Consider the following 12,646-nt stretch of genomic DNA (forward strand, 5'->3'; position numbering starts at 1 on the left):
ACCAGCAGGGAGCGCGTGACGTGCGGCCAGTCGGCAGCAAGTACCTGCTTGAGGAGCCGCTCGGACGCGGCGCCACAGGCACCGTCTGGCGTGCCCGCCAGCGCGAGACCGCGGGCGCCGAGGCGGCCGTGCCCGGACAGCCGGGAGAGACGGTCGCGATCAAGGTCCTCAAGGAGGAGCTGGCGAGCGACCCGGACATCGTGATGCGCTTCCTGCGCGAGCGCTCCGTCCTGCTCCGGCTCACCCACCCGAACATCGTCCGGGTCCGCGACCTGGTCGTCGAGGGCGACCTGCTGGCCCTGGTCATGGACCTCGTCGACGGTCCCGACCTGCACCGCTACCTGCGCGAGAACGGCCCCCTCACCCCGGTCGCCGCCGCGCTGATGACGGCCCAGATCGCCGACGCGCTCGCCGTGAGCCACGCCGACGGCATCGTGCACCGCGACCTGAAGCCCGCCAACGTGCTGCTCATGCAGTACGAGGGGCAGATGCACCCGATGCTGACCGACTTCGGCATCGCCCGCCTCGCCGACTCCCCGGGCCTGACCCGCACCCACGAGTTCGTCGGCACGCCCGCGTACGTCGCGCCGGAGTCCGCCGAGGGCCGCCCGCAGACCTCCGCCGTCGACATCTACGGCGCCGGCATCCTGCTCTACGAGCTGGTCACCGGCCGTCCGCCGTTCGCCGGCGGCACCGCCCTGGAGGTCCTGCACCAGCACCTGAGCGCCGAGCCGCGCCGCCCCTCCACCGTCCCCGACCCGCTGTGGACGGTCATAGAGCGCTGTCTGCGCAAGAACCCCGACGAACGGCCGAGCGCCGAGAACCTCGCGCGCGGCCTGCGGGTCGTCGCCGAGGGCATCGGCGTCCACGCGAACGCGGCGCAGATCGCCGCGGCCGAGGGCGTCGGCGCGCTGCTCGCCCCCGACCCGGCCCCGACCGCCGTCCCGGGCGTGCCCGGCGCCGCCGACCCCACCCAGGTGCTGCCGACGAACGCGCCGCAGGGGGCGTACGACCCGAATGCCGCGACCAGTGTGCTGCCGCACACCGGCGGCCCGGCCGGCGCCGCCGACCCCACCGCGGTCCTGCCGAACACGGGCGCGGCGGACCCGACGGCCGTCCTGCCGCCCGTCCCGCAGGGGCAGCCGGGCCAGCAGGGGCAGCAGCCGGACCAGCCGCACCCCTGGCAGACGCAGCTGCGGGCAGCCCGCGACCGCAACGAGCAGACGCAGATCCAGTACCTGGACCCGGACGAGGACCCGCTGCGCCGCCGCCCCCAGCGGCAGGTCGCCCCCCGGCCCCAGCAGCAGCCGCGACCGGCCCCGCAGCCCCGCCCGCAGCAGCCGCAGCCGCGCGGCCGGCGCCCGCAGCAGGCCCCCGGGTACGGCTATCCGCAGCAGCAGCCCCAGCAGTACGCCCCGCCGCAGCAGCCCCAGCGGTACGCGCCGCCCGCCCCGCCCGAGCCGCAGCGGCCCGCGCGCGAGCCCCGGGCGCCGCGGCAGCGCAGCGCCAACCCGATGAAGATCCCGGGCCTCGGCTGTCTCAAGGGCTGCCTGTTCACGATCGTCATCCTGATCGTGGCCAGCTGGCTGATCTGGGAGCTGACCCCGCTGCAGGACTGGATCGGGACCGGCAAGGGCTACTGGGACCAGATGAGCGAGTGGGTCGGCAAGGTCGGCGGCTGGATCAAGGATCTCGGCGGCTCGTCCGGAAACTGACCGCCGGAGGGTTACCGGCGGAAACTGATCGCTGGTTTAGGGATTTGTCGACATCTGCCGGGTGATTTCCGTCTCCGCGGTGAAGGTTGGCTCGTCCGACGCGTAGTTTTAGCGACAACACGCGTCTGTAGGAGCAGTCTTGGCACGGAAGATCGGCAGCCGGTACACGGCGAACCAGATCCTGGGGCGGGGAAGCGCCGGCACGGTGTGGCTGGGCGAGGGGCCGGACGGTCCCGTCGCCATCAAGCTGCTGCGCGAGGACCTCGCCTCCGACCAGGAACTCGTCGGACGCTTCGTGCAGGAGCGCACCGCGCTGCTCGGCCTGGAGCACCCGCACATCGTCACCGTGCGCGACCTGGTCGTCGACGGCAACGACCTGGCCCTGGTCATGGACCTCGTGCGCGGCACCGACCTGCGCACCCGGCTGGAGCGGGAGCGCCGCCTCGCCCCCGAGGCGGCCGTGGCGATCGCCGCCGACATCGCCGACGCGCTGGCGGCGGCCCACGCGGCCGGGGTCGTGCACCGGGACGTCAAGCCGGAGAACGTCCTGCTCGACATGCAGGGCCCGCTCGGGCCGGGCGGATCCCACCCCGCGCTGCTCACCGACTTCGGCGTCGCCAAGCTGATCGACTCGCCGAAGCGGACCCGTGCCACGAAGATCATCGGTACGCCGGACTACCTGGCCCCGGAGATCGTGGAGGGCCTGCCGCCCCGGGCCGCCGTGGACATCTACGCCCTGGCGACGGTCCTGTACGAGCTGCTGGCCGGCTTCACGCCCTTCGGCGGCGGACACCCCGGCGCGGTACTGCGCCGGCACGTCACCGAGACCGTCGTACCGCTGCCGGGCATCCCCGAGGAGCTGTGGCAGCTGCTGGTGCAGTGCCTGGCCAAGGCCCCCGCCTCCCGGCTGCGCGCCTCGGAGCTGGCGGCGCGGCTGCGCGAGCAGCTGCCCATGCTGGCCGGGATGCCGCCGCTGGACGTGGACGAGCCGGGGCCGGCCGAGGACGAGGCGGCCGAGCCGGCGCCGGAGCCCGCACCGGGCGGTGAGCCGGTACGGCGGCGGGGCGCGGTGTCCCTGGTGCCCGGCGCCAAGCCGGACTCCAACCGGGACACCCACACCTCGATGCGGGTACCGGGACCGGACGAGCTGGCCGGCGGCGCCCACGGGACCGCTCGCGCCCCTCGGACCTCCGGCGCGCCGCGGCCGGGGTCGGCCCGGCACCGCGCCACCGTGCGCCGGCGCCGGATCACGCTGGGCGTGGCCGGGCTGGCGGTGGCGGCGGCGGTGGGCGTCGGCGCGTGGTGGGCGTCCGCCGACGGGGACGACCACCCGGCGCCGGTCGGCACCAGCACATCGGCCCCCTGACCTGCCCGGGGGGCTCCGGCCCCCGGACCGGCCGAGGCAGGTTGCCACAGCCGTTACGCTGGAAGGCGTGGCAGTCGTCGATGTATCCGAAGAGCTGAAGTCCCTCTCCTCGACCATGGAGTCGATCGAGGCCGTCCTGGACCTCGACAAGCTGAGGGCAGACATCGCCGTGCTCGAGGAGCAGGCGGCCGCGCCGTCCCTGTGGGACAACCCGGACGAGGCGCAGAAGATCACCAGCAAGCTCTCCCACCTCCAGGCCGAGGTCAGGAAGGCGGAGGGGCTGCGCGGCCGTATCGACGACCTCGCGGTCCTCTTCGAGATGGCCGAGGAGGAGGACGACCCGGACACCCGCGCCGAGGCCGAGTCCGAGCTGGTCTCCGTGCGCAAGGCGCTGGACGAGATGGAGGTCCGGACGCTCCTCAGCGGCGAGTACGACTCCCGTGAGGCGCTCGTCAACATCCGCGCCGAGGCCGGCGGCGTCGACGCCGCCGACTTCGCCGAGAAGCTCCAGCGCATGTACCTGCGCTGGGCCGAGCAGCGCGGCTACAAGACCGAGCTGATCGAGACGTCGTACGCGGAAGAGGCCGGCATCAAGTCGACCACCTTCTCCGTCCAGGCGCCGTACGCCTACGGCACCCTCTCCGTGGAGCAGGGCACCCACCGGCTCGTCCGGATCTCGCCCTACGACAACCAGGGGCGGCGCCAGACCTCCTTCGCCGGTGTCGAGGTGCTTCCGGTCGTCGAGCAGACCGACCACATCGAGATCGACGAGTCCGAGCTGCGCGTCGACGTGTACCGGTCCTCGGGTCCCGGCGGCCAGGGCGTGAACACCACCGACTCGGCGGTGCGCCTCACCCACATCCCCACCGGCATCGTGGTCTCCTGCCAGAACGAGCGGTCGCAGATCCAGAACAAGGCCACCGCGATGAACGTCCTCCAGGCCAAGCTGCTGGAGCGGCGCCGCCAGGAGGAGCAGGCCAAGATGGACGCCCTCAAGGGCGACGGCGGCAACTCCTGGGGCAACCAGATGCGTTCGTACGTGCTGCACCCCTACCAGATGGTCAAGGACCTGCGCACCGAGTTCGAGGTGGGCAACCCGGAGGCCGTGTTCAACGGCGAGATCGACGGGTTCCTGGAGGCCGGAATTCGCTGGCGCAAGCAGCAGGAGAAGTAACTTTGTCGACATGACAACTGCCGTCCGAAGGGCGGCAGTTGTCGTTTGTCTGGGTTTTACATCACACTCACAGGCTTCAATTCCCCGTAAACGGCACCCCACCGGACATTGCGCCCGCAACGCCCTTGACGTTGCTTTGAAAAATGGGAAGGGTGAGGCGCGGCATGCGTACTTGAGGGGCGCATGTGAACCGGGGGATCGAGTTGACGTGGACTTCGTCACCAGCTGCCTCCGTCGATCACGGCACGCCCCACGCGACGCCTCATTGACGAACAGCTACTGGGGGTAGCAACCATATGACGAAGAAGACGCGGATCCGGGTCGCGCGGATAGCCGCCGGCGCCGTGATCGCGGCCGGTGCGTCGCTGACCGCGGCCGGCGCGGCTTCCGCCCTGGACCTCGATGTCCAGGCGGGCCCGATCAGCCTCGGTGTGAGCGGAGTCGGCGCCGACGGCGGCAACACCGACGGTGGCGGTGGCGACTGCCCGATCGGCATCTGCACCGACGGTGGCACGGACGGTTCGGGCGGCGCGGCTGCCAGCGGTGGCGACGCCGCCACGGGCGGTGACGCGTCCACCGGCGGTGACGCCGCCACGGGTGGCGACGCCTCGACCGGCGGCGACGTCACCATCGGCGGTGCCATCGGTGGCGACAGCGGCACCGACGGCGGTAACTCCGACGGTGGCAACGGCACCGACGGTGGCAACGGCACCGACGGTGGCAACGGCACCGACGGTGGCAACGGCACCGATGGCGGTAACTCCGACGGTGGCAACGGCACCGACGGTGGCAACGGCACCGACGGCGGTAACTCCGACGGCGGTAACGGCACCGACGGTGGTAACTCCGACGGCGGTAACGGCAACTCCGGCGGCAACTCCGACGGTGGCAACGGGAACTCCGGCGGCAACGGCAACTCCGGCGGCAACGGCAACGGTGGCAACAGCGGCACCTCCGGCGGCTCCGGCGACGGTGGTTCCACCTCCACCACGGGTGGCTCCGGCAGCACCGGCGGCAACCACACCACCCCCGACGGCGGCAACAACAACGTCCCCCAGGACGAGGGTTCCTCGCAGCTGACCGACACCGGCTCCGACACCTCGGCCCAGGGCGGCGACAAGCAGCTCGCCGAGACCGGTGCCGGTCAGACCGCGTTCCTGCTCGTCGGCGCCGCGACGATGATCGCCGGCGGCATCGGCTTCCGTATCCTGCCGCGCCTGGTCAGCGGCCGGGGCGGCGCCGCGGCCTGAGCGTAGCCACGCGCGCACACACCGCACCCGCAGTACATGCGTAAGGGCCCGGAGCTTGGCGCTCCGGGCCCTTACGACGCTTCCGCGGGCTTTCTACGCGTTTCTACGCGGTCTGGTGCGCCAGCAGCGCCACCGCGGCGATCAGCACCGCCAGCAGCGCGATCAGCGCCATCGGGTTCAGCCCGTTCAGGCCCCCGAAGAAGCCCTCCTGCTGCAGTCGCGCGCGGTTGGCACGGCACACCGGGCACCGGCCCTCGCTCACGGGCGCCGCGCAGTTCGCGCACACCAACCGGTCGTACGTCATGCGCTCGCCCTCCTTGCACCGGCCATCACACGTACAACGTTCGCGGGAACGAGAACGTTCCCCTGCGTTCCCCCTCCACTGTGCCAGGTTCCCGCGGAGCGTGCGCGGGGCCTCGGTGGAGGAGGCACGGACAGGGGCCAGTACAAAAACGTACAAGTCTTGCCCAACCTCAACCTGCGACTGCACTTGCACACCCGGTTCGCGTATGGTCACGCTCATCTACCCCCGGCGACCCGTGGTGCATCCGTGATCCGATTCGACAACGTCTCCAAGGTCTACCCCAAGCAGACCCGCCCCGCACTCAGGGATGTCTCCCTGGAGGTGGAGAAGGGCGAGTTCGTCTTCCTCGTGGGGTCCTCCGGCTCCGGAAAGTCCACCTTCCTGCGGCTCGTCCTCCGCGAGGAGCGGTGCAGCCACGGCCAGGTGCACGTCCTGGGCAAGGACCTCGCGCGCCTCTCCAACTGGAAGGTGCCGCAGATGCGCCGCCAGCTGGGGACGGTCTTCCAGGACTTCCGGCTGCTGCCTAACAAGACGGTGGCCGAGAACGTGGCCTTCGCGCAGGAGGTCATCGGCAAGTCCCGCGGCGAGATCCGCAAGTCCGTGCCGCAGGTGCTCGACCTCGTCGGGCTCGGCGGCAAGGAGGACCGGATGCCGGGCGAGCTGTCCGGTGGCGAGCAGCAGCGCGTGGCCATCGCGCGCGCCTTCGTCAACCGGCCCAAGCTGCTGATCGCGGACGAGCCGACCGGCAACCTCGACCCGCAGACCTCCGTCGGCATCATGAAGCTGCTCGACCGCATCAACCGGACGGGCACCACCGTGATCATGGCGACGCACGACCAGAACATCGTGGACCAGATGCGCAAGCGCGTCATCGAGCTGGAGAAGGGCCGCCTCGTCCGCGACCAGGCCCGCGGCGTCTACGGCTACCAGCACTGACCGCACCCAGCTCCCGAAAGGCCTGAAGAACCCGCCATGCGCGCCCAGTTCGTCCTGTCGGAGATCGGTGTCGGTCTCCGCCGCAACCTGACGATGACCTTCGCCGTCATCGTCTCCGTCGCCCTGTCCCTGGCCCTGTTCGGCGGCTCGCTGCTGATGAGCGACCAGGTGAGCACCATGAAGGGCTACTGGTACGACAAGGTCAACGTCTCGATCTTCCTGTGCAACAAGCACGACGCGGAGAACGACGTCCACTGCGCCAAGGGCGCGGTCACCGAGGACCAGAAGAAGCAGATCCTCGTGGACCTGAAGAAGATGCCGGTCGTCGAGAAGGTGACGTACGAGTCGCAGGACGACGCGTACAAGCACTACAAGGAGCAGTTCGGCAACTCCCCGCTGGCCGGCTCGCTGACGCCGGACCAGATGCAGGAGTCGTACCGGATCAAGCTCAAGGACCCGCAGAAGTACCAGGTGATCGCGACCGCGTTCAACGGGCGGGACGGCGTGCAGTCGGTGCAGGACCAGAAGGGCATCCTGGACAACCTCTTCCAGCTGCTGAACCTGATGAACCGGGGCGCGCTCGGCGTGATGGCGATGATGCTGATCGTCGCCCTCCTGCTGATCGTCAACACCGTGCGTGTCTCGGCGTTCAGCCGTAGGCGCGAGACCGGCATCATGCGCCTGGTCGGTGCCTCGGGCTTCTACATCCAGGCGCCGTTCATCGCCGAGGCCGCGGTCGCCGGACTCATCGGCGGCGGCCTCGCCTGCGTGGGCCTGGTGGTCGGCCGGTACTTCACCATCGACCACGGCATGGACCTCTCCCACAAGCTGACGCTCATCAACTTCGTCGGCTGGGACGCGGTGTTGACCAAGCTGCCGCTGATCCTCGCCACCAGCGTGCTCATGCCCTCGCTCGCCGCCTTCTTCGCGTTGCGCAAGTACCTGAAGGTGTGACGCATGCCAAGGGGGCCGTACGGAGTTCAGGCCGTGCGGCCCCTTCGCGTTCCCCTAGACTCACGGCCATGTCAGGCCGCGACCTGTTCTGTCAGCCCCGCCGCATCCGCCACGGGGCCGCCCTGACCTTGGTCTTCGCCGGAGTGCTCGTCGCCGGCGCCGCCACCGGCTCCTTTCCCGAACCCGGCGGGCTCGCGCGGAAGGCCGCCGCCGGACCGATGGACCCGGCCACCCGGCACGAGGCCGTCGAGAAGGCCGCCGCCGAGGCGATGGCGGACGGCAAGTCCCCGATGGAGGCGGCCGAGCGGGCCGTCAGCCGCAGCGGGGACCGCTGGGCCGCGGTCTACTCCGAGGGCGAGTACGAGGAGTTCCGGGCCGCGCTCGACGGCCGGTACACCGGCGTCGGCCTGTGGGCGCGGCAGGAGGCGGACGGCGGGATCGCGGTCACGAGGGTGCGGCCCGGCTCGCCCGCCGCCGACGCCGGGATCCGGGCCGGCGACCGGCTGCGCAGCGTCGACGGCAGCAAGGTCGTGGGGCGCCCGGTCACCGACGTGGTCTCCTTACTCCGCGGCGACGCCGAGGGCGCCCCGGCCGGTACGACGGTCACCCTCGGCCTGGAGCGCGGCACGCGCGCGTGGACGAAGACCCTGCACCGGGTCCGGCTGTCCACCGACTCCGTGACCGTGCGCCGGCTGCCCGACGGGGTCACCGTCCTCAAGATCGCCGCGTTCACCAAGGGTTCCGCCGACGCGGTCCGCGAGGCCCTGCGCGTCGCCCCGGCCGACGGGCGGACCGTCCTCGATCTGCGGGGCAACTCCGGCGGACTGGTCACCGAGGCGGTGGACACCGCCTCCGCCTTCCTGGACGGCGGCCTGGTCGCCACCTATGACGTCGACGGCGCCCAGCGCGCCCTGCACGCCGACCCCGGCGGCGACACCACCCGCCCCCTGGTCGTCCTCGTCGACGGCGGCACGATGAGCGCGGCCGAGCTGCTCACCGGCGCCCTCCAGGACCGGGGCCGCGCGGTGGTGATCGGCTCCCGCACCTTCGGCAAGGGCTCCATCCAGATGCCGACGACCCTGCCCGACGGGTCGGTGGCCGAGCTGACCGTGGGCCACTACCGCACCCCCTCCGGCCGCGCCGTCGACGGCCGGGGCATCACGCCCGACCTGGAGGCGGGGACCGGGGCCCTGCAGCGGGCCGAGACCGTCCTCACCGGTCTCGGCGACCCGTCGTAGCCACACGAAATCGGCTGTACTCGCACCCCCTCCTTGGTGCGAAAATGGTCGGCACTATGGCTAAGGAAAAAGGGCGCAAGCTGATCGCGCAGAACAAGAAGGCGCGGCACGACTACCACATCCTCGACACCTACGAGGCCGGTCTGGTCCTCATGGGCACCGAGGTGAAGTCACTGCGCCAGGGGCGAGCGTCGCTGGTCGACGGCTTTGTGCAACTGGACGGTCACGAGGCGTGGCTGCACAACGTGCACGTCCCCGAGTACAGCCAGGGCACGTGGACCAACCACAGCGCCCGCCGCAAGCGGAAGCTGCTGCTGCACCGCGTGGAGATCGACAAGCTGGAGGCCAAGTCCCAGGAGACGGGTCACACGATCGTGCCCCTCGCCCTGTACTTCAAGGACGGCCGCGCCAAGGTCGAGATCGCGCTGGCGAAGGGCAAGAAGGAGTACGACAAGCGCCAGACCCTGCGCGAGAAGCAGGACCGGCGGGAGGCGGACCGGGCGATGGCGTCGGCACGCCGACGGCAGCGCGGCTAGGCCGGCCGGGGGGAATACGCTGGCACGGGCCTGCGTTGTTCCCGTACGATGGCAACAGCACCGGACGCGAGCGCCCGGTGTGAACCTTGAGAAATCAACATGGGGATGATCGGTTTCGACAGCGGATGTCGAAGCAGGGGAAGCGTGTCGAGGAAGCGGCCATGATCTCGTAAACCACAGGCCGAAAACAATAATCGCCAACACCAAGCGCGATTCCTTCGCCCTCGCTGCCTAAGTAGCGACTTGCGAAGTGTCAGCCCGGGGCTGTTCCCGACCCGGATCCTGGCATCAGCTAGGGAACTAAACCTTGATCCCGGTCACGGGGTGAAGAGGGAAATCAAACAGTGACTGAGCCCGTCGGCGACTTGTTCGCGTGATCGCCGGGGCTGAGAAAAGCACAGCGAACTGCACACGGAGAAGCCCTGGTTCCGCACCGTTGGACGCGGGTTCGATTCCCGCCATCTCCACCACACCCCTCCGGGGGCACCCCATGTGGGCAACGGCCCCGTCGCTTCTAGCGGCGGGGCCGTTGTCATGCGGCCGGCACCGCGGGGCGCACCGCGCCGACGCGGGCGAGCGTGGCCACCCCCAGGGCGAGGACCGCGCTGGTCACCGGTACGGCGTACGCCACGGTCGGCGTGAGGTGTTCCGTCGCCCAGCCGCCCGTAGCCGAGCCGCACGCGATCCCCGTGAGCAGCCCGGTCACCATCAGGCTCATGCCCTCGTTCAGCCGGTCGGCCGGGGTGCGCCGCTGCACCAGCGTCATCGCCGTGACCATCGTCGGAGCGGTCGCCATGCCCGCCACCAGCAGCGCACCGGCGAGAGCGACGAGCGACCCGGTGAGCCCCGCCGCCAGCCAGGGCAGCGTCATCAGCACGGCCATCCCCGCCAGACAGCGGACCAGCCGCAGCCCGGTCGGTTTCAGGGCGCCGTACGCCAGTCCCGCCGCGCACGACCCCGCCGCCTGCAGCGCGAGGACCACCCCGGCCGCCGCGCGGTGGCCCTGGGCGTCGGCGTACGCGATCGTGACCACCTCCATCGAGCCGAACACCGCACCGGTGGCCGTGAAGCAGGCCAGCAGGGCCGGGATGCCCGGACTGCGCAGCGGTGACCGGCCCTTCGAACGGGCCTGTGGCGGCGGCTCGGTGGCCCGCTGGGCGGTGAACAGCGCCATGCCGGCGAGCAGCAGCACCGCCCCGACGAGTGTCCCCGCCTCCGGGAAGAAGGTGCCGGTCAGGAAGGACGCGAGGACCGGCCCGAGCATGAAGCACAGCTCGTCCGCCGCCTGCTCGAACGCGTTCGCGGTGTGCTGCGCGTCGGGTTCGTCGCGCAGCAGATGGGCCCAGCGGGCGCGGGACAGGCCGCCGATGTTGGGGGTGGCCGCGGTGCCGGCGTAGGCGGCGAACAGGGTCCAGTCGGGGGCGTCGTAGCGGACGCACAGCAGCAGGGCGAGGCTGCCGAGCACGGCGACCACCGTGGCCGGCAGCGCGACCCGGGCCTGCCCGTGCCGGTCGACCAGCCGGGCGAGCCAGGGCCCGGCCAGCGCGGTCGCCGCCAGCCCGGTCGCGGTGACGGCACCGGCGAGGGCGTACGACCCACGGGAACCGGCGATCATCACGACCGCGCTCACACTGAACATGCCGATGGGGAGCCGGGCGAGCAGATTGCCGACGGTGAAGGCGCGGGCGCCGGGAAGGCTGAAGAGGCGGCGATATCCGGTGAATCGCCGTGCTTCGCTCTCTATTCGATCCTCCTGGGTGGACTGTCGCGTGTCCTGGGCGGTCTGTTGCGGCATGGATCCAGGGTCGCCCGCAGTGGATCACCGGGTCCAACACCTTCCCTGCGCCGATTCACGCACTCACGTTGTAAGTTCGCGCCATGCCCGCTCCCGCTCACATAGACCCCCGCCTGCTGCGCGCCTTCGTCGCCGTCGCCGAGGAACTGCACTTCACCCGGGCCGCGGCCCGCCTGTACGTCGCCCAGCAGGCGCTCAGCCGGGACGTACGGCGACTGGAACGGGAGCTGGGCGCCGAGCTGTTCGTACGGACCACCCGGCAGGTCACGCTGACCCCGGACGGCGAACGCCTGCTGCCGCACGCGCGCCGCGTCCTCGCCGCCCAGGACGACCTGCTCGCCGCGTTCTCGGCCGCCCAGGCCCGCCCCCTGCTGGTCGACCTCAACACCGAGGGCCTGGTCACCGGCCGCCGGGTGCTGCACCGGGCCCGCGAACTCGCCCCCGCCCACGAGCTGATGGCCCGCTACGAGAGCGGCCTCACCGGAGCCGCCGCCGAGCTGCTGGCCGGCCGCCTGGACGTCTCCTTCGGCCGGTTCGCCGGCCTCGACCCGGCGCTCCGCTCCGGCCTGGCACAGCAGCCGGTGCGGTACGAGCCGATGGCCGTCGTCCTGCCCGAGGGCCACCCGCTGGCCGGGCCGGCGGCGGTACCGGTGGCCGCGCTGGCGGGAGAGACGGTGTACGCGGGCGCCGGCAACCCGCGCACCCCGGAGTGGACCGACCTGGCCCTGCGGCTCTTCGAGGGCCGGGGCATCCGGTTGGCGCCGCCCTTTCCGCTGGTCGTCGGGGACGAGGAGTTCGGCCGCATCATGGCGAAGACCGGGAACCCGGTGCTGGCCGTCGTGGACTTCCCGCCCATGCCCGGCACGGTACGGCGTCCCCTCGTCGATCCCGTGCCGCTGTCGCCCGTCTCCCTGGTCTGGCGGAAAGGGCTGGTTCATCCCGGACTGGCCGCACTCCGGAAGGCGGTGGCCGAGATCGCGCGGATTGAGGGGTGGCTGCGAAGGCCTGCCGATAGCTGGATTCCGGCCACCGACGAAGAGGTGATGAGCGGGGGCATGCCGCCCGTCCACGGGTGACGACGCGACGAACGGCACTCCTTCGCGTGCGCTACATTCATGGCCCGGACACAGGGTGTGGGGCCCGATCCGTTCGACGGTGTCCGGGATCGTGAGCGCGCTCGGAACTGTCCCGTGGGGGGATCTGCGTGCATGAAAAGGTGGCGGAAAGACGCCCAACCAGGAGGGTGTGAAGTGGCGTCCGTGGGGCGGAGTCTGGCTGGGACCAGGGGCGGGGAGCGGACGGATTCGGACAGGGAAGCGGGGGCTGCGGAACCCGTCGAGCCAGTCGAGTCCGCTGAGCCCGCTGAGCTTGCGGAGGC

At 71.3% G+C, this 12,646-nt stretch carries 11 protein-coding genes and 1 other RNA gene; 10 read left to right on the top strand and 2 right to left on the bottom strand.

The features are described from left to right. Nucleotides 1-20 precede the first annotated feature (20 nt). From ABZ937_RS09160 to ABZ937_RS09175, 4 genes are all read left to right on the top strand, one after another. Nucleotides 21-1,715, top strand: a complete 1,695-nt coding sequence (locus ABZ937_RS09160) for a serine/threonine-protein kinase (RefSeq protein WP_361687888.1) — start codon at nt 21-23, stop codon at nt 1,713-1,715. Nucleotides 1,716-1,854: 139 nt separating this feature from the next. Then, the gene (locus ABZ937_RS09165) at nt 1,855-3,081 is read left to right on the top strand and encodes a serine/threonine-protein kinase (RefSeq protein ID WP_361687891.1); all 1,227 of its coding nucleotides are present in this window, start codon (nt 1,855-1,857) and stop codon (nt 3,079-3,081) included. Nucleotides 3,082-3,148: 67 nt separating this feature from the next. After that, on the top strand, nt 3,149-4,255 hold the full coding sequence (prfB, locus tag ABZ937_RS09170; protein ID WP_361687894.1) for a peptide chain release factor 2: 1,107 nt from the start codon (nt 3,149-3,151) through the stop codon (nt 4,253-4,255). Nucleotides 4,256-4,551: 296 nt separating this feature from the next. Continuing rightward, nucleotides 4,552-5,505 carry a hypothetical protein gene (locus ABZ937_RS09175; RefSeq protein WP_361687897.1) on the top strand — a complete coding sequence of 318 codons (954 nt, stop codon included), beginning with the start codon at nt 4,552-4,554 and terminating at the stop codon, nt 5,503-5,505. Nucleotides 5,506-5,608: 103 nt separating this feature from the next. Here the strand turns inward: ABZ937_RS09175 and ABZ937_RS09180 are convergent, their stop codons facing one another. After that, the gene (locus tag ABZ937_RS09180; protein WP_361687900.1) at nt 5,609-5,809 is read right to left on the bottom strand and encodes a hypothetical protein; all 201 of its coding nucleotides are present in this window, start codon (nt 5,807-5,809) and stop codon (nt 5,609-5,611) included. A gap of 246 nt (nt 5,810-6,055) precedes the next feature. Here ABZ937_RS09180 and ftsE point away from each other — a divergent pair, with 246 nt between their 5' ends. The 5 genes from ftsE (at nt 6,056) to ssrA (ending at nt 9,943) form a co-directional block, all read left to right on the top strand. Continuing rightward, entirely contained in the window at nt 6,056-6,745 is a 690-nt protein-coding gene (gene ftsE, locus ABZ937_RS09185) for a cell division ATP-binding protein FtsE (RefSeq protein WP_031159396.1), read from the top strand. Nucleotides 6,746-6,781: 36 nt separating this feature from the next. Further along, nucleotides 6,782-7,699 (top strand): permease-like cell division protein FtsX, encoded by a 918-nt coding sequence (ftsX, locus tag ABZ937_RS09190; RefSeq protein ID WP_361687904.1) that lies wholly within the window; start codon nt 6,782-6,784, stop codon nt 7,697-7,699. Between the two features lie 68 nt (nt 7,700-7,767). Then, nucleotides 7,768-8,937, top strand: a complete 1,170-nt coding sequence (locus tag ABZ937_RS09195) for a S41 family peptidase (protein ID WP_361687907.1) — start codon at nt 7,768-7,770, stop codon at nt 8,935-8,937. Between the two features lie 56 nt (nt 8,938-8,993). Further along, on the top strand, nt 8,994-9,473 hold the full coding sequence (gene smpB, locus ABZ937_RS09200) for an SsrA-binding protein SmpB (RefSeq protein WP_361687910.1): 480 nt from the start codon (nt 8,994-8,996) through the stop codon (nt 9,471-9,473). Nucleotides 9,474-9,574: 101 nt separating this feature from the next. Beyond that, nucleotides 9,575-9,943: a transfer-messenger RNA gene (gene ssrA, locus ABZ937_RS09205) on the top strand. Nucleotides 9,944-10,005: 62 nt separating this feature from the next. Here the strand turns inward: ssrA and ABZ937_RS09210 are convergent. Continuing rightward, nucleotides 10,006-11,268 (bottom strand): MFS transporter, encoded by a 1,263-nt coding sequence (locus tag ABZ937_RS09210; RefSeq protein WP_361687913.1) that lies wholly within the window; start codon nt 11,266-11,268, stop codon nt 10,006-10,008. Nucleotides 11,269-11,351: 83 nt separating this feature from the next. Here ABZ937_RS09210 and ABZ937_RS09215 point away from each other — a divergent pair, with 83 nt between their 5' ends. Continuing rightward, nucleotides 11,352-12,344 (top strand): LysR family transcriptional regulator, encoded by a 993-nt coding sequence (locus ABZ937_RS09215; RefSeq protein ID WP_361687916.1) that lies wholly within the window; start codon nt 11,352-11,354, stop codon nt 12,342-12,344. The last annotated feature ends 302 nt before the right edge of the window (nt 12,345-12,646 follow it).

It is taken from the genome of Streptomyces sp. NPDC046727 (genome assembly GCF_040645635.1).
In the GTDB taxonomy this organism is placed as follows: Bacteria; Actinomycetota; Actinomycetes; order Streptomycetales; family Streptomycetaceae; genus Streptomyces.